The sequence below is a fragment of the Pseudomonas sp. FW305-3-2-15-E-TSA4 genome (assembly GCF_058787295.1).
Window position 1 is genome coordinate 388,858 of the sequence record NZ_JBYSZP010000003.1, and the last position, 26,565, is coordinate 415,422.

Consider the following 26,565-nt stretch of genomic DNA (forward strand, 5'->3'; position numbering starts at 1 on the left):
CCAATATTTGACTCACTACAAAAACAGTGTGGGAGCGGGCTTGCTCGCGAATGCGCTGTGTCAGTCAACATCATCGCTGAATGACACAGCGCATTCGCGAGCAAGCCCGCTCCCACATTTGGAGTTTTGCTTAGTATTCGAGGGCGGCAGGTCGCAGGTACAAGCCTTTGGCATTTGCCGCGATCCGGTACTTGAGCACATCGCCGGCCTTAAGCGAGATCTCCTGCGCCGGCGGCGCGAGCATGCCTGCCTGGCAACCCGGCACTTGGCCAGGCAATTGTTTCAGACGGATGGAAATCGTCCCGTGGGGCAGGTTGAACGAAGTGGTCTGTTCCTGAAGCAGGCGCGCTGCCAGTTCATCATTGACGTACACGCCAATCTCGCAGGGAGTCGGCACTTCCAGACGCTCGCGCGAGATGATCAGAACGGCGTAGTCCTCACCGGTCGCGTTGGCCTGGGGCAGGGCGGCAAAGAGGCTGAGCAAGCCAAACAGGCTGAAAGCTGACCAGCGCATGGCTGAATCTCCTGAATTTGAGTCATTGATGCACGCAGCTTGGCTGAGCGCGACGCCGATTGCCAGCCCGGCAGTTTTCTGCAGAACTTGACCTTGCCATGGTGGCAAGCTCGACACTGCGGGCAACCTCACTCAAAGGAGTCCATCCATGCAAGTGTTCAACGTTCAAGGCATGTCCTGCGGCCACTGTGTCAAAGCCATCACCAACGCCGTGCAGGCGAAGGATCCGGCGGCCAGCGTGCGGGTCGATCTGGCGGCTAAAGAAGTTGGTGTCGAGAGTTCGCTGAGTGCCGAGCAGGTGATCGAGGTGATCAGCGAAGAGGGCTACCCGGTAAAACTCGCCGGATAACGATAAATCCCTGTGGCGAGGGAGCTTGCTCCCGCCGGGTCGCGAAGCGGCCCTTTTTTTCAATTGAAAAACACTGGGCCTGCTGCGCAGTCCAGCGGGAGCAAGCTCCCTCGCCACAGGTTTCAGGTGTAGGTCATCTGATTTCTAATAGTTAGCGAGCTATCGGAATGTTCAAGGTGTCTCAGCGCGGCTAGACTGTCGGGCTGCCGACCTCTATCCCACCTGGATGCCTGATGAACTTCCGTACCATTCTGATTCTCGGTGCCCTGAGCGCCTTCGGTCCGCTGGCGATCGACTTCTATTTGCCGGCGTTCCCGTCGATGGCGCTGGCCTTTGGCACTGATGAAAAGCATGTGCAACTGACCCTGGCGGCCTATTTCGCCGGTCTGTCGATCGGGCAGTTGCTGTATGGGCCGGTGGCCGACCGGTTTGGGCGGCGCCTGCCGCTGTTGGTCGGTGTCGGCCTGTTCACCCTGGCCTCACTGGCCTGTGCCTATGCACCGAGTCTGGAGTGGCTGATCGGTGCGCGTTTCGTTCAGGCGCTGGGCGGCTGCGCGGGGATGGTGATTTCCCGGGCGGTGGTCAGTGATAAGTGCGATGCGGTCGGTTCGGCGAAAGTCTTTTCACAACTGATGCTGGTGATGGGATTGGCGCCGATTCTCGCGCCGTTGCTCGGCGGTCTGCTGGTCAATACCACGGGCTGGCAGTCGATCTTCCTCGCACTGACCGGCTTCAGCGCACTGGCCGCCCTCGCTGTGGCGCTGGGTCTGCCGGAAAGTCTGCCGGACTACGTGCCGCGCCAGCCGTTGTCCGGTGCGTTGCGCCAATACGGCCGGCTGTTTGGCGACCGGGTGTTTCTCGGCCACGCCCTGACCGGTGGTATCGCGGTCGCCGGGATGTTTTCCTATATCGCCGGTTCGCCGTTCGTCTTCATCAAACTGTACGGCGTACCGGCCGAGCATTTCGGCTGGCTGTTCGGCACCAATGCGGCGGGTTTCATTCTGGTGGCCCAGGTCAACGCACGGCTGTTGGCCAAGCGCGGTCCGGCATTCCTGCTGGCACGGGCGGTGTGGGTGTATCTGTTGGCCGGGGTTTCTTTGCTCGCGGTCAGCTCGCTGCACACCGAAGCGTTGTGGCCGCTGTTGATCCCGTTGTTCGTGTGTATCGCCAGCCTCGGCTGCATCCTGCCCAACGCAGCGGCGTGTGCAATGAACGGCCAGGGTGCGCGTGCCGGTAGTGCGTCGGCACTGATGGGCTGCCTGCAGTTCAGCGTGGCTTCCGGCGCGGCTTCGCTGGTGGGCGTTCTGCACGATGGCAGCGCCATGCCGATGGCCATGGTCATCAGCCTGTGCGGGTTGCTGGTGGTGAGCGTCGCGATGTACACCCGGCATTTGCAGAATGCCCGGGCGTTGGCGCAAGCACAGGCCGAAGCCTGACTGCCTCAGCCGACGGCGCGTTGCTGTCCGGGGTCGGGAATCCGATGGGGCGCGTGCAGGCGCGCTTCGAGGGTGCGGGTGAAGGCGAGCGCCTCGGCTTCACTGCGAAAGGTCACGGCGTGCTGGTCCAGGCGAACCTGCCATTGGGACTTTGCCACTTCTTTTATCAGGATCTTCATTACTGACCTCCCTTGTGTAAAAGATGCATCGCAGAGGCTTCGAGTGTAGACCTGAATACGATCGGATTTGTGACAACGATCAAGCATCTGACTGACGGCAAACAACAGCGCCAGCCCTTGAAAGGACTGGCGCCGATGACGTCGTTCGGGTTTTCAGAAACTTTCTAAAACAATTTTGCCTTTGGCTTTGCCGCTTTCCAGCAGCTCATGCGCCCGGCGCAGGTTCGCCGCGTTGATCGTGCCGAAATGCTCGCCGACGGTGGTCTTCAACGTCCCCGCATCAATCAGCTCGGCCACTCGGTTGAGCAGCTTGTGCTGCTCGATCATGTCCGGTGTTTCGAACAGCGAGCGGGTGTACATGAACTCCCAGTGCAGCGACAGGCTCTTGCGCTTGAGCTGGCTCACGTCCAGCGACTTCGGATCGTCGATCAGCGCGAGTTTGCCTTGCGGGGCCAACGCCTCGACCAGTTGCTCCAGGTGCAGATCGGTCTGGGTCAGGCTGGCAACGTGGGTCACGTGATCGATGCCGGCGCGTTTCAGTTCTTCGCTCAGCGGCTGGCTGTGGTCGATCACCAGGTCGGCGCCCAGCTCCGTCACCCAGTCGCGAGTCTGTGCGCGGGACGCGGTGCCGATGACCTTCAGGCCGGTCAACTGGCTGGCCAGTTGGGTGAGGATCGAACCGACGCCGCCAGCGGCGCCGACGATCAGCAGGCTTTGACCTTCATCGGTCTTGCCCTCACGGATCTGCAGGCGTTCGAACAGCAGTTCCCACGCGGTGATCGCGGTCAGCGGCAGCGCGGCGGCTTCGGCAAAACCGAGGGATTTGGGCATGTGGCCAACAATGCGCTCATCGACCACGTGCAGCTCGCTGTTGCCACCGGCACGGGCGATGGAGCCGGCGTAAAACACTTTGTCGCCGGCCTTGAACAGCGTCACTTCACTGCCGACGGCCTTGACCACACCGGCGACGTCCCAGCCCAGTACTTTTGCTGCGCCGTTTTCCGGCGCCACGTTCTGCCGCACCTTGGTGTCGACCGGGTTGACCGAGATGGCTTTGACTTCCACCAGCAGGTCGCGCGGGCCGGCGACCGGCTCCGGCAGTTCGATGTCTTGCAGGGATTTTTCGTCGCTGATCGGCAGGGAGGCGTAATAGGCGATGGCTTTCATGACTTGCTCCGTAACGGTAATAGAAGAAGGGCTCAGGCGATGGCGCCCAGACGTTTCAATTGGAAGTGTTCGATGCAGTGGCCGGCGGCGGCCTGGAAGTTCTGAAAATGCGCGCTGGCGTTGTGCGCCGAAAGGATTTCCTCGCTGGCCCAGTGTTCGATCACATAAAAGGTCAGCGGATCGGCCAGGTCGCGATGCAGGTCGTACTGGCTGCAGCCTTCTTCGGCGCGACTCGGCTCAACCAGTTCGCGCAGGGCGTTTTCGAGGGTGTCCTGCTGGCCGGGTTTGGCGATCAGGGTGGCGATGGCGGTGAATGCTTGGGACATGTGCGGCTCCAGTCGCGGGATAAATTTGCTTGAACCCATCATTGGCTATTTCTCGGCGCGATAAAACCGGCTAAAAGAGCAGTCTCTTTCAATATTTTTTTGATAATCGAGGCTGAGAATGCTGCGTTTCGACGATTTACAGTTGTTCGTTCGCGCGGCGGATCTGGGCAGCCTGTCGGCAGCGGCGCGGGTGATGGACATGTCCGCGGCAGTGGCCAGCGCCGCGCTCAAACGCATCGAACAGCAACTGGGCGTGCGTTTGCTGGCGCGCTCGACCCGCAGCCTGCGTCTGACCGCCGAGGGCGAAGGCTTCCTCGAATACGCGCGGGCCGCGTTGAGTTCGCTGGACGAAGGCCGGCGATTTCTCTCCAGCGCGCAGGATCAGGTCAGCGGCATCCTGCAGTTGTCGGCGCCTTCGGATTTCGGGCGCAACTTGCTGTTGCCGTGGCTCGACGAGTTTCAGCGCGAGCATCCGAAACTGACCGTGCGCCTGTTGCTCGGTGATCGCATCGCCGACCTGTTCCGCCAGCCGGTGGACATCGCCCTGCGTTATGGCGAACCCGAGGATTCGAGCCTGGTGGCCCTGCCCATCGCTCCGGACAATCGCCGCGTGCTCTGCGCATCGCCGGCGTACCTGGCGCGCCACGGCGAACCGCGTCAGCTCGAACAACTGGCGCAGCACAATTGCCTGCTGTACATGCTCGGCAGCCGCGTGCACGACCATTGGAGTTTTCATGACGGCAAACGTGAAGTCGGCCTGACGGTCAGTGGCGATCGCTTCAGTGATGACGCCGACGTCGTCCGGTTGTGGGCGGTGGCGGGGGCGGGCATCGCCTACAAATCGTGGCTCGATGTCGGCACGGATGTGCTCGCCGGGCGCCTCAAAGTGTTGCTGCCAGAGCTGCTCTGTGAGCGTGCTCCGCTGAATCTGTTGTGCGCCCATCGCGCACAATTGAGTAAGCCGGTGAACCTTTTGAGGGAAATGCTCGCCAGCCGATGCGCCGAATTGAGTAGTCAATTTCCCCATTTCCCGAAAGTTGATCATTAGTCGCAGGCAATTAGCGAAATTTCACTCAGGAACTATCACCATTCGTGTCAGCCACGGCGCAGGAAGCAGCGTGCATCCCGCTTATACTAGCGACCGCCTCAAACCTGCACCGATAACCGGTCAGGACTGAATCCGGCCGGTTTTTCAGAGCCGGGCGAGCGCTGCACAAACGCCGCGGACACTCCATTGACGGGTGCCGCAGCACCGGCCTGGCTTGCTCCGGTTCATGGCGTTTTACCCGTCTTGGCCGATGACCCATTACTGGTCAAGATGTCTTCGAGCAGTAGACGATACGATTCAACAGGGAGTGAATACATGGAACATGCACCTTGCATCAGCCAGATCGCCACGCTGCTGGCCGACCCCAAGCGCAGTGCGATGATGTGGGCGTTGATGGATGGCTCGGCACGCCAGACCGAAGAGCTGGCGCTGCTGGCAGGGTTGTCGCCATCTTCGGCCAGTGCGCATCTGGGGCGTTTGTCCGCCGGGGCCTGTTGAAAGTCGAGGTCCGTGGGCGCAAGCGCTTTTTCCGTCTGGCAGCCCCGGAGATCGCGGCGGCCATCGAAGCGCTGGCCAGTGCCACGATCGCCAGCGCACCGCGGGAAATTCCTCACGTATTCAAACGCTCGGCACCGAGCGCCAATCCCCGGACTGCGCCGTCTTCACTGCTGCGTGCGCGCTTTTGCGATGATCATTTGGGTGGCACGCTGGCCGCCGATCTGTATCAGCGTCTGCTCGATGCCGGCTGGCTCGAACAGATCGAGCAGCGGGTCGTGGTGACCCTCAAAGGCTCGACGCAACTGGCCAACCGGGGGGTGTTCATCCAGGCCCTCGCTCATCGCAAGGCTCAGGTGGCGTGCGCCTGTCCGGACTGGAGCGAGCGTCGCCCGCACTTGGGCGGTTCACTCGGCGCGGCGGTGCTGCAACTGTTCATGCAGTCCGGCTGGCTGGCGCTGCCCAAGGACTCCCGAGCCTTGCAAGTGACCCCGGCCGGGCAGCGGGAAATCCAGCGGTTCGCCAAGGAAACCGAGCTGGAATTGGCCTGATAGAGCGTTCGCCGGCCGACACTTCGACGCTGGCGTCGCCTGTGACTGCGAACAGGTCGTATCCAGAAAAAGCGCTGAGGCGTTATCACGCACACTCGATCCGCACACATTGCGGAGGGGATGGGCATGGATACGCGAGACTTCAGCGCAGCAGAACGCCTGGAACGGCTGCCGCTCAGCGGTTATCACCAGGTTATTTTCATCATCATTGCCCTGGCGTTCTTTTTCGACTCCATGGACCTGGCCATGATGACGTTCCTGCTCGGCTCGATCAAAACCGAGTTCGGCTTGAGCAGTGCACAAGCCGGCCTGCTCGCCAGTTCGAGTTTTTTCGGCATGGTGCTGGGGGCGTCGTTATCGGGGATGCTCGCCGACCGCTTCGGGCGCAAACCGGTGTTTCAGTGGAGCATCGTGTTGTGGGGCGTGGCCAGTTATCTGTGTTCGACCGCGCAAACGGTCGAGAGCCTGACGCTGTTCCGGATCCTGCTGGGGATCGGCATGGGCATGGAGTTTCCGATTGCACAGTCGATGCTTTCGGAGTTGATCCCGGCGCAGCGGCGCGGGCGCTACATTGCATTGATGGACGGTTTCTGGCCGCTGGGTTTTGTTGCCGCCGGGGTGCTGTCGTACTTTCTGCTGCCGCTGATTGGCTGGCGCGATATCTTCCTGGTGTTGGCGGTGCCGGCGGTGTTTGTGCTGGCAATCCGTTTCTTTATCCCCGAATCACCGCGCTGGCTGGAGCAAGCCGGACGCCATGAGGCGGCGGACAAGGTTCTGAGCGCAATAGAGACGCGCGTGCGCACGTCGCTCGGGGGGGCGACGCTGCCGGAGCCGGTGCGCCTGCCAAGAACAGTGACGCCGCCGGGCAACTTCTTCTCGGCGCTCAAGCAGATATGGTCGCCGCAATATCGTCAGCGCACCACGATGATCTGGAGCCTGTGGTTTTTCGCCTTGCTCGGTTTCTACGGGCTGACATCGTGGCTCAGTGCGTTGTTGCAACAGTCGGGTTTCGCCGTGACCCAGTCGGTGTATTACACCGTACTGATTTCTCTGGGCGGGATTCCCGGGTTCCTGATGGCCGCGTGGCTGGTGGAACGCTGGGGGCGCAAACCGGTGTGCATCGTGACGTTGCTCGGCGGCGGAGTGATGGCGTTTCTCTACGGGCAGAGTGCGGTGTTCGGCGGCAACGTCGCGTTGCTGATCAGCTCGGGGCTGCTGATGCAGTTTTTCCTGTTCGGCATGTGGGCGGTGCTCTACACCTACACGCCTGAGTTGTACCCGACTTCGGCGCGCGCCACAGGCTCGGGCTTTGCCTCGGCGATTGGCCGTGTCGGCTCGTTGCTCGGGCCGCTGGTGACCGGGCTGGTGTTCCCGATTACCGGGCAAGGCGGAGTGTTTGCGCTGGGCGCGCTGTGCTTTGCGATTGCGGCGGGGGTGGTGTGGCTGTTCGGGATGGAGACGCGGGGCAAGACGCTGGAAGAGCTGACAGAGTCGACACCGGTATAAATGTGGGAGCGAGCCTGCTCGCGAAAGCGTCGTGTCAGACAACTCAAACTGTGACTGACATGAAGCCTTCGCGAGCAGGCTCGCTCCCACATCGGTTATGCGGTGTTGCTTACGGTTTTACCAGACGCGCATCCAGGCTGTTCTGCGCCAGGCGCTTGGCCTGATCCTGGGTCATGCCCAGGTGCTCGTGCAGCGCATGGAAGTTCTCGGTGACGTAGCCGCCGAAGTACGCCGGGTCATCGGAGTTGACGGTGACCTTCACCCCACGCTCTAGCATGTCGAGGATGTTGTGCTGCGACATGTGATCGAACACGCAGAGCTTGGTGTTCGACAGCGGGCACACGGTCAACGGGATCTGCTCGTCGATGATCCGCTGCATCAGGCGCTCGTCTTCGATGGCGCGTACGCCATGGTCGATACGCTGGATCTTCAGCAGGTCGATGGCTTCCCAGATGTACTCCGGCGGGCCTTCTTCACCGGCGTGGGCGACGGTCAGGAAGCCTTCGTGACGGGCGCGGTCGAATACACGCTGGAACTTGCTTGGCGGGTGACCCATCTCCGAGCTGTCGAGACCGACGGCGACAAACGCATCACGGAACGGCAGCGCCTGATCGAGGGTTTTCTGTGCTTCGTCTTCGCTCAGGTGGCGCAGGAAGCTCAGGATCAAACCGCTGGTGATGCCCAGTTGCTGTTCGCCATCCTTGAGTGCCGCAGCGATGCCGTTGAGCACCACTTCGAACGGGATGCCCCGGTCGGTGTGGGTCTGCGGGTCGAAGAACGGTTCGGTGTGAATCACGTTCTGCGCTTTGCAGCGCAGCAGGTAGGCCCAGGTCAGGTCGTAGAAGTCCTGCGAGGTGCGCAGCACGTCGGCGCCCTGGTAATACAGGTCGAGGAATTCCTGCAGGTTGTTGAAGGCGTAGGCCTTGCGCAGGGTTTCGACATCGCTCCACGGCAGGGCGATCTTGTTGCGTTCGGCCAGGGCGAACAGCAACTCAGGCTCCAGCGAGCCTTCCAGATGCAGGTGCAGTTCGGCCTTGGGCAGGGCGTTGAGCCAATCGTACATATTCTTTTCTCATCAGGTGCAGATGGCCGCCATTCTACAGATGCGCGCCGAAACAATTGGCAAAACCTGACCAAGCGATCCATCACACCGCTTGCGGCTCGCGCCGATAGGCGTAGGTATCGGCGAAGCGCGACAGCAGGAATTCGGCGCAGGTGGTGGTCGGATATTTCGCCGGATGCTGTGCGTCCTGGCAACCGGGCAGGCATTCGATACGGGTGTCCGGGTGCGGCTCGGCGAAGAACGGCATCGAATAGCGATCCACCCCCAGCGGGCTGATCACCCGATGCGGGGTCGAGCGATAACGGTCATTGCTCCAGCGCGCCATCATGTCGCCGAGGTTGACCACGAAGGTGCCGTCAATCGGTGGCGCGTCGATCCATTCACCGTTGATGTTCTTCACTTGCAGGCCGCCGGCGCTGTCCTGGTAGAGCAGGGTGATGCAGCCGTAATCGGTGTGCGCTCCGGCGCCTTGCTGTTCGGCGCTGCTGGCGGTGTGGCGTGGTGGGTAGTGGATCATCCGCAGTACGCTGACCGGCTCAACGAAGCGCGAATCGAAGAAGTCGCGTTCGATCCCCAGCGCAATCGTCATCGCCCGCAACAGGGTTTGCGCGAGGGCCTGCATGTCGAGGTAGTGCTGCTCCATCAGCGCTTCCCAGCCTGCTTGCGCCGGATGTCGATTCGGCCCGCGCAGCGGTTTTTCCGCGAGCACCTCGGGATGATCCGCCGGCAAGTGCAGGCCCATGTCGAAGGTTTCCTTGAGGTCACTGGGTTTGTCCGGGTCGAGCTGTTCGGTGGCGATGGCGCCGTAGCCGCGATGGTGGCGGGTCTGGGTGATGTCGATCCTGAGTTTTTCTTCGGTCGGTTGCGCAAAAAAACGCTGGGCGTGGTCGAGCAGCGAGTCGATGCGCTGTGCGGAAATCGGGTGGCCCTTGATGTAGAAAAAGCCCCATTCGCGGCAGGCCTGGTCGATCTGTGCGGCGACGGCGGGCCAGGCGTTTTGGTCGTTGGTGTAGAGCGGTGAGATGTCGATGATCGGAAGACTGTTCATACACAATCCTTGAATACGCTGGGTTCCAATGTGGGAGCGAGCCTGCTCGCGAAGAGGGAGTGTCAGACAACATTTTTGTTTAATGACACACCGCTTTCGCGAGCAGGCTCGCTCCCACAGGGTTTTGTGTGGTGAATCGGAGGATTACTTCGGCATCTCGGCCTTCATCCCTTCCACGTAATAGTTCATCGACGCCAATTCGGCATTGGTTGCGCTCACCCCAGCAGGGATTTTCTCCACGCCGGCCTGATCCTTGATCGGCCCGGTGAACGGTTGCAACTTACCGCTCTTGATGTCGGCAATGATCTGCTCAGCCTCGGCTTTCACTGGTGCCGGAACCAGATCGCTGATCGGCAGTTCAACCGTGCCTTCCTTCAGCCCGCCCCAGTAATCCTGGGACTTCCAGTTGTGGTCGATCACGCTCTGGGTCGCCTGAATGTAGTGTGGCGCCCAGTCGTTGACGATCGAAGTCAGCACCGCTTTCGGGCCGAAGTGCGCCATGTCCGAGGCGTAACCCACGGCGTACACGCCACGCCGTTCGGCGGCCTGAATCGGCGCCGGGCTGTCGGTGTGCTGGAACACTACGTCCACACCCTGATCGATCAGGGCGTTGGCGGCGTCGGCTTCCTTGCCCGGGTCAAACCACGAGTTGACCCACACCACTTTGATCTCGGTGCCGGGGTTGTACTTGTTCAGCGCCAGCTGGATGGCGTTGATATCGCGGATCACTTCCGGAATCGGGAACGAGGCGACGTAACCGACCTTCTTGGTCTTGGTCATCTTCGCTGCAAGGAAACCGCCGACATAACGACCCTCGTAGGTGCGCGCGAGATAGGTGCCGAGGTTCTTGTCCTGCTTGTAGCCGGTGGCGTGTTCGAAGGTGACCTTGGGAAACTGTTTGGCGACTTTCAGCGTCGGGTTCATGTAGCCGAAGGAGGTGGTGAAAATCAGGTCGTAATTGTCCTTGGCCATGTTGCGGATCACCCGCTCGGCGTCGGCGCCCTCGGCCACGTTCTCGACGTAATTGGTGCTGATCTGCGCGCCGAATTTCTCCGCCAGTGCCTTGCGCCCCTGTTCATGCTGATACGTCCAGCCGTGGTCGCCAATCGGGCCGATGTAGACAAAACCGACCTTCAGCGGATCGGCAGCGCTGGCGCTCAGACTGATCCCCAGACCGATGGCGGCGCACAGCAGTTTGTGCAGCGGACGTATTTGCATGAATTGGAGCTCCATTTTGTTGTGTGTGGTCAGGGGCAATGCAAATTGCTGACCAACAGGACAACAAACAATCCAAAACCGAGGTGCGGCCTTCGCGAGCAGGCTCGCTCCCACAGGGCAACGCGATCAAATGTGGGAGTGAGCCTGCTCGCGAAGAGGCCGGCAAGGCCGATAAAAGTGCATGCCTGAACCAGCTGCCATCCACTGGTGCGCTAAGGTGTAACGAAACGTTAGCGCCACGCCGCAGTCAGTAGCTCATTCGAATCTCTCGGCAAAAAGGCCCGCCATGCTCACGATCCTCAAGCAAGAAAGCTTTCTGCTGCTGGCGGTGATTGCCGCGTGCATCGCTTATCCGCTGGAACACTGGATGCTCCACAGCGGCCAGATCGTCGCGCTGATCTGCGGTCTGGTGCTGATCGCCTTCATCGTCGCCGCCTCGATGCGCGTCGCCCATCATGCCGAACTGCTCGCAGAAAAAGTTGGCGACCCCTACGGCACGATGATCCTGACCCTCGCTGCGGTGCTGGTGGAAGTGGTGATCCTGGCGATCATGATGAGCAACGAGGCGTCCGCCACGCTGGTGCGGGACACGATCTATTCGGCGGTGATGCTCGACATCAACGGCATCCTCGGCCTCGCCGCGTTGATGGGCGGGCTCAAGCACGGCGAGCAGTCGTACAACGATGATTCGGCACGCAGCTACAGCGTGATGATCCTCACCGCCATGGGCGTATCGATGGTGGTGCCGGAGTTTATTCCGGCGGCCAACTGGAAGATTTATTCAGCGTTCACCATCGGTGCGATGGTGGTGCTTTATGCGTTGTTCCTGCGCATGCAGGTTGGGCCGCACAGTTATTTTTTCAGCTACAGCTACCCGGATAAACGCCGCAAGAAAGAACCGGTGGAAGATGAACCGAAACCGCTGAGCCTGACCTGGTCGATCGGCATTCTGGTGTTCGGCGTGGTGGTGATCGGCGCTCTGGCCGAAGTGATGTCCAAGACCCTCGATCTGGGCCTGGAAGGTACGGGCGCACCGCCGGTGATCACGGCGATTCTGGTGGCGGCGATTTCCGCAGCGCCGGAGATTCTGACGGCGTTGCGTGCCGCGTTGGCCAACCGCATGCAATCGGTGGTGAACATTGCGATGGGCGCGTCACTGTCGACGGTGATCCTCACCGTGCCGGTGATGGAAGCGATGGCGCTGTACACCGGTCAGCCGTTTCAGATGGCGATGACCCCGGTGCAGACGGTGATGATCTTCATCACGCTGATTGTCAGTGCGATCAACCTGAATGACGGCGAGACCAATGCCATCGAAGGCATGACTCACTTTGTGCTGTTTGCGACGTTTATCATGCTGTCCCTGCTCGGCCTTTGAGGCTGACAGAGACCAATGTGGGAGCGAGCCTGCTCGCGAAAGCGGTGTGTCATTCAACAAACATGTTGTCTGACACTCCCTCTTCGCGAGCTGGCTCGCTCCCACAGTTTTGAACGGCCGTGGATCAGGTGCCGGCGATCAACTGCCGAGCCGCCTGGCTGTGATCGGCGATCAGGCCTTTGAGATCAAGCCCCTCAACCTGACCGTCCACCACGCGCCACTTGCCGCCAATCATCACCCGATCCGCACGATCGGCACCGCACAACAGCAGCGCCGAAATCGGATCATGGCTGCCCGAGAAACGCAGCTCATCGAGCTTGAACAACGCCAGATCCGCCTGCTTGCCCACCGCCAGCTCGCCAATGTCGGTACGCCCCAACAGGCTCGCCGAGCCTTTGGTTGCCCAGCCGAGCACGCGTTCCGGGGTGATTTTTTCCGCACCATAACGCAGACGCTGGATGTACAACGCCTGCCGCGCTTCGAGGATCATGTTCGACGCGTCGTTCGAGGCCGAACCATCCACGCCCAGACCGAACAACGCACCGGCATCGGTCAGATCGATGCTCGGGCAGATGCCGGAGGCCAGACGCATGTTCGAACTCGGGCAATGGCAGATACCGGTGCCGGCCTGGCCGAGGCGAGCGATTTCATCCGGGTTGAAGTGGATGCCATGGGCCAGCCAGGTGCGTGGGCCGAGCCAGCCGACGCTGTCCAGATAATCCACGGTGCGCAGGCCGAAACGCTGCAGGCAGAAATCTTCTTCGTCGAGGGTTTCGGCCAGATGGGTGTGCAGACGCACGTCGAGTTTATTCGCCAGTTCGGCGCTGGCCGACATGATTTCCGGGGTCACCGAAAAGGGCGAGCAAGGCGCCAGAGCGATCTGGATCTGCGCACCATCGCCGCGCTCGTGGTACTCGTGAATCAGGCGCTGGCTATCGTCGAGAATCACCTGACCTTCCTGCACGGTCTGCTGCGGCGGCAGGCCGCCGTCCTTCTCGCCGAGGCTCATCGAACCGCGAGTGAGCATGGCGCGCATGCCCAGTTCACGCACGGTGTCGACTTGCACATCGATAGCGTTTTCCAGACCGTCCGGGAACAAGTAGTGGTGGTCGGCGGCGGTGGTGCAACCCGACAGCAGCAGTTCAGCCAAAGCCACTTTTGTCGCGAGGGCGAGTTTTTCCGGGGTCAGCCGCGCCCATACCGGGTACAGGGTTTTCAGCCACGGGAACAGCGGCTGATTGACCACCGGCGCCCAGGCGCGAGTCAGGGTTTGATAGAAGTGGTGATGGGTGTTGATCAGGCCCGGCAGGATCACATGCTCGCGGGCATCGAACACTTCGTTGCATGGCGCGGACGGTTGCTGACCGGCAGCGAGCACTTCGACGATCACGCCGTCTTGCAGCACCAGACCGCCACGGGCATCAAGCGCGTTGGCCGTGAAAATGGCGAGGGGGTTTTTTAACCAGGTACGGGTCGCAGGCATTGTGGCCGGCTCCTCTGAAAGTGGGGTTCAGGGTTGCCAGCTCAGTGTTGCCCTGTCTGCTGATCCAGGGTCGCCGCGATGGACGAGGTGCGGAGTTTCAAACAAATCGCCGGATCGGGCAAGCCCAACCCGACAGGACACCACCATCCCCTTGTAGGAGTGAGCCTGCTCGCGATAGCGGTCTTTCATTCAATATCATCGGTGACGGACACACTGCGATCGCGAGCAGGCTCACTCCTACAGGGAAGATCTGTGGTGCTTACCAGGGAATGGTTTCACCCTTGTAGTTGATGAAGTGATGGCCGCCCTTGCCGGTATACGCATTCACCTGATCAATCAGCCCGCGAGTGCTGGTCTCCACATCCAGGTCAGCCCCTTCACCGCCCATATCCGTCTTCACCCAGCCCGGATGCAGCGACAGCACGGTGAGTTTCTGTTCGCCCAACTGGGTGACAAAACTGTTGGTCATCGAATTCAGCGCGGCCTTGCTCGCCTTGTACAGCGCCAGCTCCGGGGCGTCGGGTACGGTGACGCTGCCCAGGCCGGAACTCATGAACGCCAGCACGCCGCTGCCGTCGCGGATCTGCCCGACGAAGCGTTGCGCCAGGTTGATCGGCGCTACGGCGTTGGTGAAAAACAGTTGGCCGACTTCGGCCAGTGTCGCGCCACCCGGGGTTTGCACTTCAGGGCCTTTGACCCCGGCGTTGACGAACAGCAGGTCGAAGGTCTCGCCCTTGAGCTGCTGGCTCAGGGCGATCACCGCTTGCTGGTCGTCCATGTCGAGTTTCTCGATCCGCACCTTGCCCAGCGCTTGCAGCGCCTCGGCCTTTTGCGGATTGCGCACGGTGGCGGTCACTTGCCAGCCATCGGCCAGCAGGGTTTTCACCAACCCGAGGCCCAAACCACGGGAGGCGCCGATGATCAGTGCGTTTTTTGCCTGGGACATGACTCGGTTCCTTGAAGATTACGGTTCACGGATTCAATGGACACGCCTGACCCAGCCGTAGTTGCAGCACTCGTCGCAACACATCGAGCCGGGTCTCAAAAGAGCTGTTGAGCCCGGAGCATACTCCAGGCTTTAGCGCGGTTGCTTGTCAAATTCGCAGGACCCTCAGCGGTGTTCGCAAGTCAGATACACAACACGGACACTGTGGGAGCTGGCTTGCCAGCGATGAGGCCCGTGGCATCACCACCCTAATGCCCGGCCTGCCACGGCTGCCCCAACGACACCGGCGCATACAACCGGGTACGAACGGCATCCCGTGACAACAGCACCAACACCACAATCGTCGCCACATACGGCAGCATCGCCAGCAGACTCGACGGAATCGCCAGCCCCAAGCCCTGCGCCACCAGATGCAGGATGCTGGCGAGGCCAAACAGATAAGCCCCGAGCAACAAGCGCCACACCCGCCAACTGGCAAACACCACCAGCGCCAGGGCAATCCAGCCGCGTCCGGCGGTCATGTTCTCGGCCCACATCGGCGTGTACGCCAGCGACAGATACGCCCCGGCCAACCCGGCCATCGCCCCGCCGAACAGCACCGCCAGCGTGCGCACGGTCAGCACCGGCAGGCCCATCGCACTGGCCGCGTCCGGGTTCTCACCAACGGCCTGAATGATCAGCCCGACACGGCTTTTGATGATCACCCACGCCACCAGCGCAAAAAGCGCGAACGACAGGTACACCAGCAAGTCCTGAGCAAACAGCATGCGCCCGATCAGCGGAATCTCACTCAAGTACGGAATCGCCAACGGCTCGAATCCGGCCAACGGCTTGCCGACCCACGCTGCACCGACAAAGGTCGACAGGCCCACACCGAAGATCGTCAGCGCCAGCCCGGTCGCCACCTGATTGGCGTTGAACACCAGCGCCACCAGGGCAAACAGCGATGACAACAACATTCCCGCGAGCATCGCCAACAACACGCCGAGCCACAAGTTGCCGCTGTTAAGGGCGACGATAAAACCGATCACCGCGCCAAACAGCATCATTCCTTCCTGGCCGAGATTGAGCACGCCGCTCTTCTCGCAGATCAACTCACCCAGCGCCACCAACAACAGCGGCGTGCCGCAACGCACCATGGCGTAGAAAATATTGCTCAGCAGATCGATATCCATCACAGCGCTCCGGCGGTTACGGCGGTGGTCGACGCGCGCCGTGCCCAGCGCAGTTTCAGGCGTGGCCGATAGAGAATCAGCACGTCGCAGGCCAGCAGGAAAAAAAGCATCATTCCCTGAAACAGTTGGGTGATGGCTTGCGGCAGATTGAGGGTCATTTGTGCGCTTTCACCGCCGATGTACAGCAACGCCATCAGCAGGCTTGAGAACAGAATCCCGATCGGGTTCAACCGCCCGAGAAACGCCACGGTGATTGCTGCATAGCCATAGCCCGGCGAGACTTGCGGCACCAATTGCCCGATCGGCCCGGTCACTTCGCAAACCCCGGCCAGCCCGGCCAAACCACCGCTGATCAACAGCGCGAGCCAGATCAGACGCTTCTCACGAAAGCCGACAAAACCCGCCGCACGTTTATCCAGACCGAGCACTTTGATCTGGAAACCGACGAAGCTTTTCTGCAACAACACCCACACCGCAACCAGCGCGAGCAGGGCGAAATACACCCCGGCATGCACCCGGCCATCCTCCATCAGCAGCGGCAGGCGACTGGCGTCGCCGAACATCGCCGACTCGGGAAAGTTGTAGCCGGCCGGATCCTTCAGCGGCCCGTGCACGCAGAACAGCAACAGGTTCAGTGCGATGTAGTTGAGCATGATGCTGGTGAGGATTTCGTTGGCGTTGAAGCGCGTGCGCAGCCATGCCGTCAGCCCGGCCCAAGCGGCCCCGGCGAAGGTCCCGGTGAGCAGAATCAGCACCAGCGCCCAACGGCTTTGCAGGTCGATAATGTTCACCGCCAAGGCGCTGCCAGCGAGTGCACCGAGGAGCAACTGGCCTTCGGCGCCGATGTTCCAGATCCGCGCTTGATAAGCCACCGCCAGACCGAGTGCGCAAAGCAGAATCGGCAGCGCCTTGACCAGCAGTTCGGAGACGCCATACAGATCGCTGACCGGTGCGATCAACAACGTGTGCAAGGTTTGCAGCGGATCATGCCCCAGGGCGATGAACAGCAGCGAGCCGCAACCGAGGGTCAACAGTGCCGCCAGCAACGGCGAGCACCACAACATCAGGCGCGATTGCTGGCCACGGGGTTCGAGGGAAAGCAGCATGTTGGGAAAACTCCGTCAGGCCGTGGCCGATGAATGCGTGGGGTTGATGTGCCCGGCCATCCAGCCGCCGACATCGCTCAGCAGGGTGTCGGTGGTGTTCTGCAGCGGCGACAGACGCCCGGCGCACAGGGCGCCGAGGCGGTCGCTGATCTGGAACAGTTCGTCGAGGTCTTCGGAGATCACCAGGATCGCCGCGCCGGCATCGCGCAGGGCAATCAGCGCGCGGTGAATGGTCGCCGCTGCGCCAACGTCCACGCCCCAGGTCGGGTGCGCGGCGATCAGCAGTTTCGGTTGCTGGAGGATTTCCCGGCCGAGGATAAATTTCTGCAGATTGCCGCCGGACAGGCTGCGCGCGGCAGCGTGAGTGCCCGGGGTTTTCACCCCGAAGCGCTGAATGATCTGTTGGGCGAGGGTTTCGACTTTACTGCGCTCGATCAAACCGTTGCTCACCAGCCCCTGTTGAAAGGCCGTGAGCAAGGCGTTGTCGGCAAGGCTCAGTTCCGGCACTGCGCCGTGGCCCAGGCGTTCTGCAGGGACAAACGCCAGACCGAGTTGGCGCCGCGCATCCGGACGCAAATCGGCGACCGCTTGCCCGGCGAAACAAATTGTTGTCGCGCCGTCGCGGGGCAGGGTTTGTTCACCGCTGAGCAGGGCGAGCAACTCATCCTGGCCATTGCCCGCGACCCCGGCGATGCCGACGATTTCGCCGCCGCGCACTTGCAGGTTGATGTCGCTCAACGAGCAGCCGAAGGGATCGGGGTTGTGCCAGCTCAAGCCGTTGACCTGTAGAAAGTCCGCGCCGCCACTGACCTTCGGATATTCGCCGATCAACGCCGCCGCTTCGCCAACCATCATCTGCGCCAATTGCTGATCCGAGCATTCGGCCGGCTGGCAATGCCCGGCGACCCGCCCGCCGCGCAAGACCGTGGCGCTATGGCACAGCGCGCGCACTTCCGCGAGCTTGTGGCTGATAAACAGAATGCTGCAGCCCTCGGCGGCGAGACGGCGCAGGGTGATGAACAACTCGTCCGCCTCTTGCGGCGTCAGCACCGACGTCGGTTCGTCGAGAATCAGCAGGCGAATGTCCTGCATCAGGCAGCGAATGATCTCCACCCGTTGCCGCTCGCCGATCGACAGGCTGTGGACAAGTCGCTCCGGCTCCAGCGCCATGCCGTAGCGGCGCGACACTTCGCGAATCTTCGGCTCAAGCTGTTTCGGCGTACCGGCCTCGGCGCCCATTGCCAGAGCAATGTTCTGCGCGACGCTGAGGGTTTCGAACAGCGAGAAATGCTGGAACACCATGCCGATCCCCAACTGCCGGGCCTGCGCCGGGTTGCGAATATTTACTCGCTGACCCTGCCAGAGCATTTCCCCCGTATCGGCCTGGGTCACGCCGTAGATGATCTTCATCAAGGTACTTTTGCCCGCGCCGTTTTCACCGAGCAGCGCGTGGATTTCCCCGGGCGCGATGCACAGGTCGATGGCGTCATTGGCCAGGCAACCGGGGTAGTGTTTGCTGATCTGGCGCAGTTGCAGGCGCGGCGTTGAATCTGGGCTTGGCATGACAGGCTCGACTGACTTGGAGTTGTACCTGTGGATAAAGCAATTTCCTGGCCATTGAGTCAGGAACGCCCGCCGTCACTGTTGCCGCGTGCCGGCGGCAGAGCTTCGCGCTGAAAAACGCAGTGGGAGCGGGCACCAATTCAGCGCAAAGCCGTTGATCCGGCTCCACTTTTGCACCGTGACGAACTGGTTAAAAAACGAGCAGCCGGGTCGAAGCTATACAGAACCGGCTACTGCGCCAGCCATGAACGGCTTATCCACAGGTTGTTCCACAGTATTTGTGCGCAATTGGAAATCCTTGGCATAAGCGCTGGGATGCTATCTCCCAATGGTGATAAACAGCGCTAACTATCTGTTTTTACGTGGGATTTCTCTTTTTTCATGCGCAATGGACGAAAAGTGAGCAAATCGCGCAAAGCCACGTGACAGAAGGGTTACAGCCATATGTGCTCAGGTTATCCACAGTCGGGTGCACAGCAGATGTGGGCAAGTTGCTGGAATAAAGAAATCCGTCGATGCCCTAAAAGATCGCAGCCTTCGGCAGCTCCTACAGGGAAACGCAAAGTCCTGTGCAGAAGCTGACGAAGGCTGCGATCTTTTGCTCTTCTAACGCTGCAGCACTATCCGCCCACGGCTGAGATCCGCCAGTTGCGTTTGCAACAACTCGATCTGCGCCTCACCCACTGCCAACTGCAACTCAACACCATTGGCAGTGAAGTTTTCTTCCACTACCAAGCCACCCAGGTCCGCCACCCGCAGCTTCACCAGCGCCAACTCGGCAAAGCCGCAGGCACAGCTGAGCGGCACACGGCTGATCAACTCCACTTTTTCCGCATTCTGCAGGCACTTGTTCGCGCCGCCGCCATAGGCCCTGGCTAAACCGCCGGTGCCCAATTGAATGCCGCCATACCAGCGGATCACCAGCACCGCGACCTGATCGCAATCCTGCGCTTCGATGGCCGCCAGAATCGGTCGTCCGGCGGTGCCGCCGGGTTCGCCGTCGTCGTTGCTGCGGTATTGCGCACCGAGTTTCCACGCCCAGCAGTTGTGCGAGGCATTCAAGTCGCTGTGTTGTTCGAAGAACGCCTGCGCGTCGGCGGGGCTGCCGATCGGCGCGGCGACGGTGATGAAGCGGCTTTTGCGAATCTCTTCGCGGTACTCGCAAAAACCGCTGAGGGTGAAAGGCATAAACGTCTTAAATAGTCGGGGTGAGGCCGCAGCCTTTGAGAATGATGCGGATCAGGTTGTTGCCGGCGTCTTCCATGTCCTGCTTGGTCAGCTTGCTGCGACCGCTGACGCGGCAGATCTGCGTGGCGAAGTCGGCGTAATGCTGGGTGCTGCCCCACAGCAGGAAAATCAGGTGCACCGGATCCACCGGGTCCATCTTGCCGGCATCGATCCAGGCCTGGAACACGGCTGCGCGGCCCTGGAACCAGGCGCGGTAATCCTGGTTGAAATACTCGGTCAGGCATTCGCCACCGCTGATCACTTCCATCGCAAAGATCCGCGAGGCTTGCGGTTGGCGGCGGGAGAATTCCATCTTGGCGCGAATGTAGCGGGTCAGCGCTTCGGCCGGATCATCCTCGGCGGTCAGGGTGTTGAAGGTGCTGTCCCACAGCTCGATGATGTTGCTCAGCACCGCCACGTACAACCCAAGCTTGTTGGTGAAGTAGTAATGCAGGTTCGCCTTGGGCAAGCCGGCATTCTGCGCGATGGTGTTCATGCTGGTGCCTTTGTAACCGTGACGGGCGAACTCGTCTTCGGCGGCTTTGAGGATGGTCTCTTCGTTCTTCTGACGAATGCGGCTGGCGGGTTTGCCGCCGTGAGCAGGGACTTCAAAGGTCATAGGCACTTCCGGTTTGTCTGTGGGTGCAACCAGTTGCGTTGATAACGCACCCACAGGCATCCGACAAGTCCTGATGCAATAAAACCGTTACGCCTGTTCGATCTTGTTCAGCGCTGCGGCGGATTCGACGCGGGTGGTTTTCGCCTCCGGCAGCAACAGGCACAGGATGATCGCGGTCAGGCCACCGCTGGTGATCGCCGAATCGAACAGGTTTTGCACCAGTTTCGGCAACAGATGCAGAAGGTTCGGTTGCGCGGCAATGCCCAGGCCTACGCCGAGCGAGGTGGCGATGATCAGCATGCTGCGTCGGTCCAGCGGCGACTGCGCGAGAATCCGAACACCGGCTGCCGCCACGCTGCCGAACATCACCAGGGTGGCGCCGCCGAGCACCGGTTTGGGGATCTGCTGCAGCACCGCGCCGATCATGGGGAACAGGCCAAGACAAAACAGAATCGCGCCGATGTACAGCCCGACGTAGCGGCTGGCCACGCCGGTCAACTGGATCACGCCGTTGTTCTGCGCAAACGTGGTGTTGGGGAAGGCGCTGAAGGTGGCGGCGATCATGCAGCTCACGCCGTCACCGAGCACGCCGCCGCGCAGTCGGCTTATATAAGAGGGGCCGCTGATCGGCTGGCGGGCAAGCATGCAGTTGGCGGTGAGGTCGCCGACGGTTTCGATGGTGCTGATCAGGTAAATCAGCGCGACCGGCAGGAAAGCGGTCCAGTCGAAGCTGAAACCGAACTTGAAGGGTGCAGGAAGACTGACCAGCGGCAAGTCAGGCAATGCTTGCGGAACCAGTTTCCCGCTGAACCACGCGGCCAGACTGCCGAGCAGCAGTCCGATAATGATGGCCGACAGCCGCACCCACGGCGTGTTCGAGCGGTTGAGCAGGATGATCGTCAGCAACACGAACACCCCCAGCGCCAGATTGCCCGGCGCGCCGAAGTCCGGCGCATTGAATCCACCGCCCAGATCGGTGATGCCGACCTTGATCAGACTGACGCCGATCAGGGTGATGACGATCCCGGTCACTAGCGGCGTAACAACCCGGCGTAATTGACCGATGAAACGGCTGAGGACGATCTGCACCACGGCGCCGAAAAAGCATACGCCGAAGATCATCGCCAGAATGTCTTCCGGGCTGCCACCGCGCTGCTTGACCAGAAACCCGGCCGACAGCACCGCGCCGAGAAAGGCAAAACTGGTGCCCTGCAAACAGATCATCCCGGCGCCGATGCCGAACGGCCGTCGCGCCTGAATAAAGGTGCCGACCCCGGAAACCATCAGCGCCATGCTGATCAGGTACGGCAAGTGTGCGGTCAGGCCGAGGGTCGAGCCGATCACCAGCGGCGGGGTGATGATGCCAACGAAACTGGCGAGCACGTGTTGCAGGGCGGCGAGGATCGCGGCGGGTGGTTTTGGGCGGTCGTCGAGGCCGTAGATCAGGTCGCTGGACGGTTCAGAATCTGGCTGCATGGCTTAAGGCTTCTTGTTGAAGGATCGGGGTTGATCCTGCTTTGCAAAAAGCTGTCCACTTGCTCAGGTTATTCAGTGATTTTGTGGTTGAAAACCTGATCTGTCGGGCCTTGCAGGATTTTTCAACGCGTCGCCGCCAGACTCTCCAGAAAACTTTCCAGCACCAAATGAGGGCGCCGCCCCTTGCGCGTGACCGATGCCAGACTCAAATCATAAAAACGTGTCGTCGATTTCAGCGCACGCAAGCGACCTTGCTGCACCCACAGGCTGGCGTAATGATCCGGCAGGTAACCGATATAACGCCCGGTCAAAATCAGAAACGCCATGCCCTCACGGTCGGACGCACTGGCGGTGCAATTGAGCGCCTGGTAATGCGCCTGAATCTCCGCCGGCAAACGAAACGTCGGGGCAATCGCGTCCTGACTATTAAGACGTTCGTCATCCAGTTGCTTGTCATCGACATAGAACAGCGGGTGGCCGACCGCGCAATAAAGCAGCGAGCGTTCGCTGTACAACGGCTGATATTCCAGCCCCGACAGTGCGCTGGCCTGCGGCACCACGCCGACATGCAGGCGACCGTCGAGCACGCCTTGTTCGACTTCATTGGGTGCGATCATGCGGATCTGGATCTGCACGTCCGGCCCGCGTTCCTTCAACTGTGCGAGGGCGTGGGTGATGCGCATGTGGGGCAGGGTGACGAGGTTGTCGGTCAGGCCGATGATCAACTCGCCACGCAGGTGTTGGTGCAGGCCGTTGACCTCGGTGCGGAAACTTTCCAGCGCACTTAACAGTTGCAGCGCTGACTGATAAACCTCGCGGCCCTCTTCGGTCAGCGAGAACCCGGCGCGGCCGCGTTGGCACAAACGCAGGCCAAGGCGCTGTTCGAGATCGCTCATTTGCTGGCTGATCGCCGAGCGACCGATGCCAAGCACGGTTTCCGCCGCCGAGAAGCCGCCGCACTCCACCACGCTGCGGAAAATCCGCAGCAGGCGAATATCAAAATCACTGACCTGGGCCAGCGGATCGGGGCGGCGACTGCTCATGCTGTTGTTCTCATTGTTTAGCAGGCTTCTAACTGAAGGTTAGAAAAGTTGGATTTCACCGACTTTATCCGCGTGGCAATTTAGCTGCAACAACGCTTTTTATCTCCCTGATGCTTATGCCCTGCGAGGTTTTGCCCGATGAACATGCCTGAAAACGCGCCGTCGCCACTGGCCAGCCAACTGAAGCTGGACGCGCACTGGATGCCGTACACCGCCAACCGCAACTTCCAGCGCGATCCGCGTCTGATCGTGGGTGCCGAAGGCAGCTGGCTGTTCGATGACAAGGGCCGCAAGATCTACGATTCGCTGTCCGGTCTGTGGACCTGCGGCGCCGGGCACACCCGCAAGGAAATTCAGGAAGCGGTATCCAAACAACTGGGCACCCTCGATTACTCGCCAGGCTTCCAGTACGGCCATCCGCTGTCGTTCCAGTTGGCGGAAAAGATCACTGACCTGACCCCGGGCAACCTGAACCACGTGTTCTTCACCGACTCCGGTTCCGAGTGCGCCGACACTGCGGTGAAGATGGTTCGTGCCTACTGGCGTCTGAAAGGTCAGTCGACCAAGACCAAAATGATCGGCCGTGCCCGTGGTTATCACGGCGTGAACATCGCCGGCACCAGCCTCGGCGGCGTCAACGGCAACCGCAAACTGTTCGGTCAGGCGATGATGGATGTCGATCACCTGCCGCACACTTTGCTGGCCAGCAACGCATTCTCCCGTGGCATGCCGGAGCAGGGCGGTATCGCCCTGGCCGATGAGCTGCTGAAGTTGATCGAACTGCACGACGCGTCGAACATAGCGGCGGTCTTCGTTGAGCCAATGGCCGGTTCCGCTGGTGTGCTGGTTCCGCCTCAGGGTTACCTGAAGCGTCTGCGCGAGATCTGCGATCAGCACAACATCCTGCTGGTATTCGACGAAGTGATTACTGGTTTCGGCCGCACCGGCTCGATGTTCGGCGCCGAGAGCTTTGGCGTGACCCCGGACCTGATGTGCATCGCCAAGCAAGTCACCAACGGCGCGATTCCGATGGGCGCAGTGATTGCCAGCTCCGAGATCTACCAGACCTTCATGAATCAGCCGACTCCGGAATACGCGGTGGAATTCCCCCACGGCTACACCTACTCGGCCCACCCGGTGGCGTGCGCCGCTGGCCTGGCGGCACTCGACCTGCTGCAAAAGGAAAACCTGGTGCAGAGCGTGGCCGACGTCGCCCCGCATTTCGAAAACGCCCTGCACGGCCTGAAAGGTTCGAAGAACGTCATCGATATCCGTAACTACGGCCTGGCCGGTGCGATCCAGATTGCGGCCCGTGACGGCGACGCCATCGTGCGTCCATTCGAAGCCGGCATGGCCCTATGGAAAGCCGGGTTCTACGTACGCTTCGGCGGCGACACTCTGCAGTTCGGCCCAACTTTCAACAGCAAGCCGCAAGACCTCGATCGTCTGTTCGACGCGGTTGGCGAAGTGCTGAACAAGCTCGACTGATTTTTCCCTCTATATATACCTGCGAATAACAGGCGCCCCATGTGGGCGTCTGTACACAAGAATTCAGGAGTTTTCGATGAGCGTTATCCCGCATTTGATCAATGGCGAACTGGTGACCGAGAACGGTCGCGCGGTTGATGTGTTCAACCCGTCCACCGGTCAGGCGATCCACAAGCTGCCGCTGGCCACCCGCGAAACCATTCAACACGCGATCGACGCCGCCAAGGCCGCGTTCCCGGCATGGCGCAACACCCCTCCGGCCAAACGTGCCCAGGTGATGTTCCGCTTCAAGCAATTGCTGGAGCAGAACGAAGCACGCATCTCGCAATTGATCAGCGAAGAACACGGCAAGACCCTCGAAGACGCCGCCGGTGAACTGAAGCGCGGTATCGAGAACGTCGAGTTCGCCTGCGCCGCCCCGGAAATCCTCAAGGGCGAATACAGCCGCAACGTCGGCCCTAACATTGACGCCTGGTCGGACTTCCAGCCACTGGGCGTGGTTGCCGGCATCACGCCATTCAACTTCCCGGCGATGGTCCCGCTGTGGATGTACCCACTGGCGATCGTCTGCGGCAACTGCTTTATCCTCAAACCGTCCGAGCGTGACCCAAGCTCGACGCTGCTGATCGCCCAACTGCTGCTGGAAGCCGGTTTGCCGAAAGGCGTGCTGAGCGTGGTGCATGGCGACAAGACTGCAGTGGACGCGCTGATTGAAGCGCCGGAAGTCAAAGCGCTGAGCTTTGTTGGTTCGACGCCGATTGCCGAATACATCTACGCCGAAGGTACCAAGCGCGGCAAACGCGTTCAGGCACTGGGCGGCGCGAAGAACCATGCGGTGCTGATGCCGGATGCGGATCTGGACAACGCAGTCAGCGCGCTGATGGGCGCGGCCTATGGTTCTTGCGGTGAGCGCTGCATGGCGATTTCGGTCGCAGTGTGTGTCGGCGATCAGGTAGCGGATGCGCTGGTGGCGAAACTGGTTCCACAGATCAAGGCGCTGAAAATCGGTGCCGGCACTTCGTGCGGTCTCGACATGGGCCCACTGGTAACCGGTCAGGCGCGGGACAAGGTCAGTGGTTATGTCGATGACGGTGTGGCAGCGGGCGCGACCTTGGTCGTCGATGGTCGCGGCTTGAGCATTCCGGGTAACGAAGAGGGCTTCTTCCTCGGCGGCTGCCTGTTCGACAACGTTACCCCTGAAATGCGCATCTATAAGGAAGAGATCTTCGGGCCGGTGTTGTGCGTGGTTCGGGTCAACAGCCTGGAAGAGGCGATGAAGCTGATCAACGATCACGAATACGGCAACGGCACCTGCATCTTCACTCGTGATGGTGAAGCGGCGCGTCTGTTCTGCGACGAAATTGAAGTCGGCATGGTCGGCGTCAACGTACCGCTGCCGGTTCCTGTGGCTTACCACAGCTTCGGCGGCTGGAAGCGCTCGCTGTTCGGCGACCTGCATGCCTATGGCCCGGATGGTGTGCGCTTCTATACCCGTCGCAAGGCCATCACTCAGCGTTGGCCGCAGCGTGCGAGCCATGAGGCTTCGCAGTTTGCTTTCCCTAGCTTGTAAGTAGCAGGGCAGGACGAAGGCCGACCTCTAGAGGTCGGCCTTCGTGTTTTCGTGTTTTTTCGACCGATATGACAGAAATGTGAAAAAAGCGGTTGACGGCAGATTCTGGAGGTCTATAATTCGCCCCACTTCCGGCGCAGTCGAAACGGAAAACTCCTTGAGATTCAATGAGTTACGCGGTTTTCGGCAGCGGCTTGCTTCAGTTTATCGAAGCCTGGAAGGAGTTGAAAGAGCGGTGATGTTTGGCTCTTTTGACGGTTCGATCTTCTCGGTCGAAAGCGGAGAAAAAGAGGTGTTGACAGCAGCGTGTAACGCTGTAGAATTCGCCTCCCGCTAACGAGAGATCGGAAGCGCAAGTGGTTGAAGTTGTTGAAGAAATCTTCGAAAACTTCTGAAAATAATCACTTGACAGCAAATGAGGCTGCTGTAGAATGCGCGCCTCGGTTGAGACGAAAGATCTTAACCAACCGCTCTTTAACAACTGAATCAAGCAATTCGTGTGGGTGCTTGTGGAGTCAGACTGATAGTCAACAAGATTATCAGCATCACAAGTTACTCCGCGAGAAATCAAAGATGTAACCAACGATTGCT

The 26,565-nt window shown here is 60.6% G+C and carries 23 protein-coding genes and 1 pseudogene; 8 read left to right on the forward strand and 16 right to left on the reverse strand.

Features of this window, described 5'->3' with window-relative positions:
- Window positions 1-130: 130 nt before the first annotated feature.
- Window positions 131-514 carry a hypothetical protein gene (locus AC3WMV_RS06080; RefSeq protein WP_027613629.1) on the reverse strand — a complete coding sequence of 128 codons (384 nt, stop codon included), beginning with the start codon at window positions 512-514 and terminating at the stop codon, window positions 131-133.
- 148 nt (window positions 515-662) lie between these two features.
- Between AC3WMV_RS06080 and AC3WMV_RS06085 the strand changes: the two genes are divergently transcribed.
- Window positions 663-863: a heavy-metal-associated domain-containing protein gene (locus AC3WMV_RS06085; protein ID WP_096794848.1), complete on the forward strand. Its 201-nt coding sequence runs from the start codon at window positions 663-665 to the stop codon at window positions 861-863.
- Between the two features lie 233 nt (window positions 864-1,096).
- On the forward strand, window positions 1,097-2,299 hold the full coding sequence (locus AC3WMV_RS06090) for a multidrug effflux MFS transporter (RefSeq protein ID WP_103369680.1): 1,203 nt from the start codon (window positions 1,097-1,099) through the stop codon (window positions 2,297-2,299).
- A 5-nt stretch (window positions 2,300-2,304) separates the two neighbouring features.
- Here AC3WMV_RS06090 and AC3WMV_RS06095 read toward each other — a convergent pair whose 3' ends face one another.
- The 3 genes from AC3WMV_RS06095 to AC3WMV_RS06105 form a co-directional block, all read right to left on the reverse strand.
- Entirely contained in the window at window positions 2,305-2,478 is a 174-nt protein-coding gene (locus AC3WMV_RS06095) for a hypothetical protein (RefSeq protein WP_166496092.1), read from the reverse strand.
- A 153-nt stretch (window positions 2,479-2,631) separates the two neighbouring features.
- On the reverse strand, window positions 2,632-3,645 hold the full coding sequence (locus tag AC3WMV_RS06100; RefSeq protein WP_027613632.1) for a zinc-binding alcohol dehydrogenase family protein: 1,014 nt from the start codon (window positions 3,643-3,645) through the stop codon (window positions 2,632-2,634).
- Window positions 3,646-3,677: 32 nt separating this feature from the next.
- Complete coding sequence (locus AC3WMV_RS06105; RefSeq protein WP_103369679.1) at window positions 3,678-3,971, reverse strand: putative quinol monooxygenase; 294 nt, start codon at window positions 3,969-3,971, stop codon at window positions 3,678-3,680.
- A gap of 118 nt (window positions 3,972-4,089) precedes the next feature.
- Between AC3WMV_RS06105 and vimR the strand changes: the two genes are divergently transcribed.
- From vimR to AC3WMV_RS06120, 3 genes and pseudogenes are all read left to right on the forward strand, one after another.
- Window positions 4,090-5,019 carry a transcription regulator VimR gene (gene vimR / locus AC3WMV_RS06110; protein ID WP_027613634.1) on the forward strand — a complete coding sequence of 310 codons (930 nt, stop codon included), beginning with the start codon at window positions 4,090-4,092 and terminating at the stop codon, window positions 5,017-5,019.
- A gap of 315 nt (window positions 5,020-5,334) precedes the next feature.
- Window positions 5,335-6,065: pseudogene (locus tag AC3WMV_RS06115) on the forward strand (ArsR/SmtB family transcription factor).
- A 126-nt stretch (window positions 6,066-6,191) separates the two neighbouring features.
- Window positions 6,192-7,571: an MFS transporter gene (locus AC3WMV_RS06120; protein ID WP_103369678.1), complete on the forward strand. Its 1,380-nt coding sequence runs from the start codon at window positions 6,192-6,194 to the stop codon at window positions 7,569-7,571.
- A 109-nt stretch (window positions 7,572-7,680) separates the two neighbouring features.
- Here AC3WMV_RS06120 and AC3WMV_RS06125 read toward each other — a convergent pair whose 3' ends face one another.
- From AC3WMV_RS06125 to AC3WMV_RS06135, 3 genes are all read right to left on the reverse strand, one after another.
- Window positions 7,681-8,634 carry an adenosine deaminase gene (locus AC3WMV_RS06125; RefSeq protein WP_003221371.1) on the reverse strand — a complete coding sequence of 318 codons (954 nt, stop codon included), beginning with the start codon at window positions 8,632-8,634 and terminating at the stop codon, window positions 7,681-7,683.
- Window positions 8,635-8,716: 82 nt separating this feature from the next.
- A complete protein-coding gene (locus tag AC3WMV_RS06130) occupies window positions 8,717-9,682 on the reverse strand; it encodes a 2-oxoglutarate and iron-dependent oxygenase domain-containing protein (RefSeq protein ID WP_096794852.1) in 966 nt (321 codons plus the stop codon).
- 144 nt (window positions 9,683-9,826) lie between these two features.
- Window positions 9,827-10,900, reverse strand: coding sequence for a BMP family ABC transporter substrate-binding protein (locus AC3WMV_RS06135; RefSeq protein ID WP_103369677.1), 1,074 nt, complete (start codon window positions 10,898-10,900; stop codon window positions 9,827-9,829).
- 286 nt (window positions 10,901-11,186) lie between these two features.
- Between AC3WMV_RS06135 and AC3WMV_RS06140 the strand changes: the two genes are divergently transcribed.
- Window positions 11,187-12,278: a calcium:cation antiporter gene (locus AC3WMV_RS06140; protein ID WP_096794854.1), complete on the forward strand. Its 1,092-nt coding sequence runs from the start codon at window positions 11,187-11,189 to the stop codon at window positions 12,276-12,278.
- A gap of 124 nt (window positions 12,279-12,402) precedes the next feature.
- On the opposite strand, the gene AC3WMV_RS06145 is transcribed toward AC3WMV_RS06140, so the two are convergent.
- The 9 genes from AC3WMV_RS06145 to AC3WMV_RS06185 form a co-directional block, all read right to left on the reverse strand.
- Window positions 12,403-13,761, reverse strand: coding sequence for an 8-oxoguanine deaminase (locus AC3WMV_RS06145; protein WP_027613641.1), 1,359 nt, complete (start codon window positions 13,759-13,761; stop codon window positions 12,403-12,405).
- Window positions 13,762-14,020: 259 nt separating this feature from the next.
- A complete protein-coding gene (locus tag AC3WMV_RS06150; RefSeq protein ID WP_095138233.1) occupies window positions 14,021-14,707 on the reverse strand; it encodes an SDR family oxidoreductase in 687 nt (228 codons plus the stop codon).
- Between the two features lie 248 nt (window positions 14,708-14,955).
- Window positions 14,956-15,882, reverse strand: a complete 927-nt coding sequence (locus AC3WMV_RS06155) for an ABC transporter permease (protein ID WP_003221385.1) — start codon at window positions 15,880-15,882, stop codon at window positions 14,956-14,958.
- Entirely contained in the window at window positions 15,882-16,988 is a 1,107-nt protein-coding gene (locus AC3WMV_RS06160; RefSeq protein WP_003221387.1) for an ABC transporter permease, read from the reverse strand. Before AC3WMV_RS06160 ends, AC3WMV_RS06155 begins: the two co-directional genes overlap by 1 nt.
- Before the next feature lie 15 nt (window positions 16,989-17,003).
- Window positions 17,004-18,551 carry an ABC transporter ATP-binding protein gene (locus AC3WMV_RS06165; protein WP_103369676.1) on the reverse strand — a complete coding sequence of 516 codons (1,548 nt, stop codon included), beginning with the start codon at window positions 18,549-18,551 and terminating at the stop codon, window positions 17,004-17,006.
- A gap of 606 nt (window positions 18,552-19,157) precedes the next feature.
- On the reverse strand, window positions 19,158-19,739 hold the full coding sequence (locus AC3WMV_RS06170) for an IMPACT family protein (protein WP_103369675.1): 582 nt from the start codon (window positions 19,737-19,739) through the stop codon (window positions 19,158-19,160).
- Window positions 19,740-19,746: 7 nt separating this feature from the next.
- A complete protein-coding gene (locus AC3WMV_RS06175; protein WP_027613646.1) occupies window positions 19,747-20,397 on the reverse strand; it encodes a TetR/AcrR family transcriptional regulator in 651 nt (216 codons plus the stop codon).
- Between the two features lie 87 nt (window positions 20,398-20,484).
- Entirely contained in the window at window positions 20,485-21,873 is a 1,389-nt protein-coding gene (locus tag AC3WMV_RS06180) for a uracil-xanthine permease family protein (protein ID WP_103369674.1), read from the reverse strand.
- Between the two features lie 122 nt (window positions 21,874-21,995).
- Complete coding sequence (locus AC3WMV_RS06185; RefSeq protein WP_007968115.1) at window positions 21,996-22,916, reverse strand: LysR family transcriptional regulator; 921 nt, start codon at window positions 22,914-22,916, stop codon at window positions 21,996-21,998.
- 138 nt (window positions 22,917-23,054) lie between these two features.
- Between AC3WMV_RS06185 and aptA the strand changes: the two genes are divergently transcribed.
- Together aptA and AC3WMV_RS06195 are read left to right on the forward strand one after the other, a co-directional pair.
- Window positions 23,055-24,404, forward strand: coding sequence for an omega-aminotransferase AptA (aptA, locus tag AC3WMV_RS06190; protein ID WP_097089949.1), 1,350 nt, complete (start codon window positions 23,055-23,057; stop codon window positions 24,402-24,404).
- 76 nt (window positions 24,405-24,480) lie between these two features.
- The gene (locus AC3WMV_RS06195) at window positions 24,481-25,974 is read left to right on the forward strand and encodes a CoA-acylating methylmalonate-semialdehyde dehydrogenase (protein WP_041067919.1); all 1,494 of its coding nucleotides are present in this window, start codon (window positions 24,481-24,483) and stop codon (window positions 25,972-25,974) included.
- Window positions 25,975-26,565 lie beyond the last annotated feature (591 nt).

Coding starts and splice junctions, on each gene's coding strand:
- AC3WMV_RS06095 (WP_166496092.1), bottom strand. CDS start 2,478: ATGAAGATCCTGATAAAAGAAGTGGCAAAGTCCCAATGGCAGGTTCGC.
- AC3WMV_RS06090 (WP_103369680.1), top strand. CDS start 1,097: ATGAACTTCCGTACCATTCTGATTCTCGGTGCCCTGAGCGCCTTCGGT.
- AC3WMV_RS06165 (WP_103369676.1), bottom strand. CDS start 18,551: ATGCCAAGCCCAGATTCAACGCCGCGCCTGCAACTGCGCCAGATCAGC.
- AC3WMV_RS06140 (WP_096794854.1), top strand. CDS start 11,187: ATGCTCACGATCCTCAAGCAAGAAAGCTTTCTGCTGCTGGCGGTGATT.
- vimR (WP_027613634.1), top strand. CDS start 4,090: ATGCTGCGTTTCGACGATTTACAGTTGTTCGTTCGCGCGGCGGATCTG.
- AC3WMV_RS06085 (WP_096794848.1), top strand. CDS start 663: ATGCAAGTGTTCAACGTTCAAGGCATGTCCTGCGGCCACTGTGTCAAA.
- AC3WMV_RS06125 (WP_003221371.1), bottom strand. CDS start 8,634: ATGTACGATTGGCTCAACGCCCTGCCCAAGGCCGAACTGCACCTGCAT.
- AC3WMV_RS06170 (WP_103369675.1), bottom strand. CDS start 19,739: ATGCCTTTCACCCTCAGCGGTTTTTGCGAGTACCGCGAAGAGATTCGC.
- AC3WMV_RS06100 (WP_027613632.1), bottom strand. CDS start 3,645: ATGAAAGCCATCGCCTATTACGCCTCCCTGCCGATCAGCGACGAAAAA.
- AC3WMV_RS06130 (WP_096794852.1), bottom strand. CDS start 9,682: ATGAACAGTCTTCCGATCATCGACATCTCACCGCTCTACACCAACGAC.
- AC3WMV_RS06160 (WP_003221387.1), bottom strand. CDS start 16,988: ATGCTGCTTTCCCTCGAACCCCGTGGCCAGCAATCGCGCCTGATGTTG.
- AC3WMV_RS06150 (WP_095138233.1), bottom strand. CDS start 14,707: ATGTCCCAGGCAAAAAACGCACTGATCATCGGCGCCTCCCGTGGTTTG.
- aptA (WP_097089949.1), top strand. CDS start 23,055: ATGAACATGCCTGAAAACGCGCCGTCGCCACTGGCCAGCCAACTGAAG.
- AC3WMV_RS06195 (WP_041067919.1), top strand. CDS start 24,481: ATGAGCGTTATCCCGCATTTGATCAATGGCGAACTGGTGACCGAGAAC.
- AC3WMV_RS06175 (WP_027613646.1), bottom strand. CDS start 20,397: ATGACCTTTGAAGTCCCTGCTCACGGCGGCAAACCCGCCAGCCGCATT.
- AC3WMV_RS06145 (WP_027613641.1), bottom strand. CDS start 13,761: ATGCCTGCGACCCGTACCTGGTTAAAAAACCCCCTCGCCATTTTCACG.
- AC3WMV_RS06120 (WP_103369678.1), top strand. CDS start 6,192: ATGGATACGCGAGACTTCAGCGCAGCAGAACGCCTGGAACGGCTGCCG.
- AC3WMV_RS06180 (WP_103369674.1), bottom strand. CDS start 21,873: ATGCAGCCAGATTCTGAACCGTCCAGCGACCTGATCTACGGCCTCGAC.
- AC3WMV_RS06155 (WP_003221385.1), bottom strand. CDS start 15,882: ATGGATATCGATCTGCTGAGCAATATTTTCTACGCCATGGTGCGTTGC.
- AC3WMV_RS06185 (WP_007968115.1), bottom strand. CDS start 22,916: ATGAGCAGTCGCCGCCCCGATCCGCTGGCCCAGGTCAGTGATTTTGAT.
- AC3WMV_RS06105 (WP_103369679.1), bottom strand. CDS start 3,971: ATGTCCCAAGCATTCACCGCCATCGCCACCCTGATCGCCAAACCCGGC.
- AC3WMV_RS06135 (WP_103369677.1), bottom strand. CDS start 10,900: ATGCAAATACGTCCGCTGCACAAACTGCTGTGCGCCGCCATCGGTCTG.
- AC3WMV_RS06080 (WP_027613629.1), bottom strand. CDS start 514: ATGCGCTGGTCAGCTTTCAGCCTGTTTGGCTTGCTCAGCCTCTTTGCC.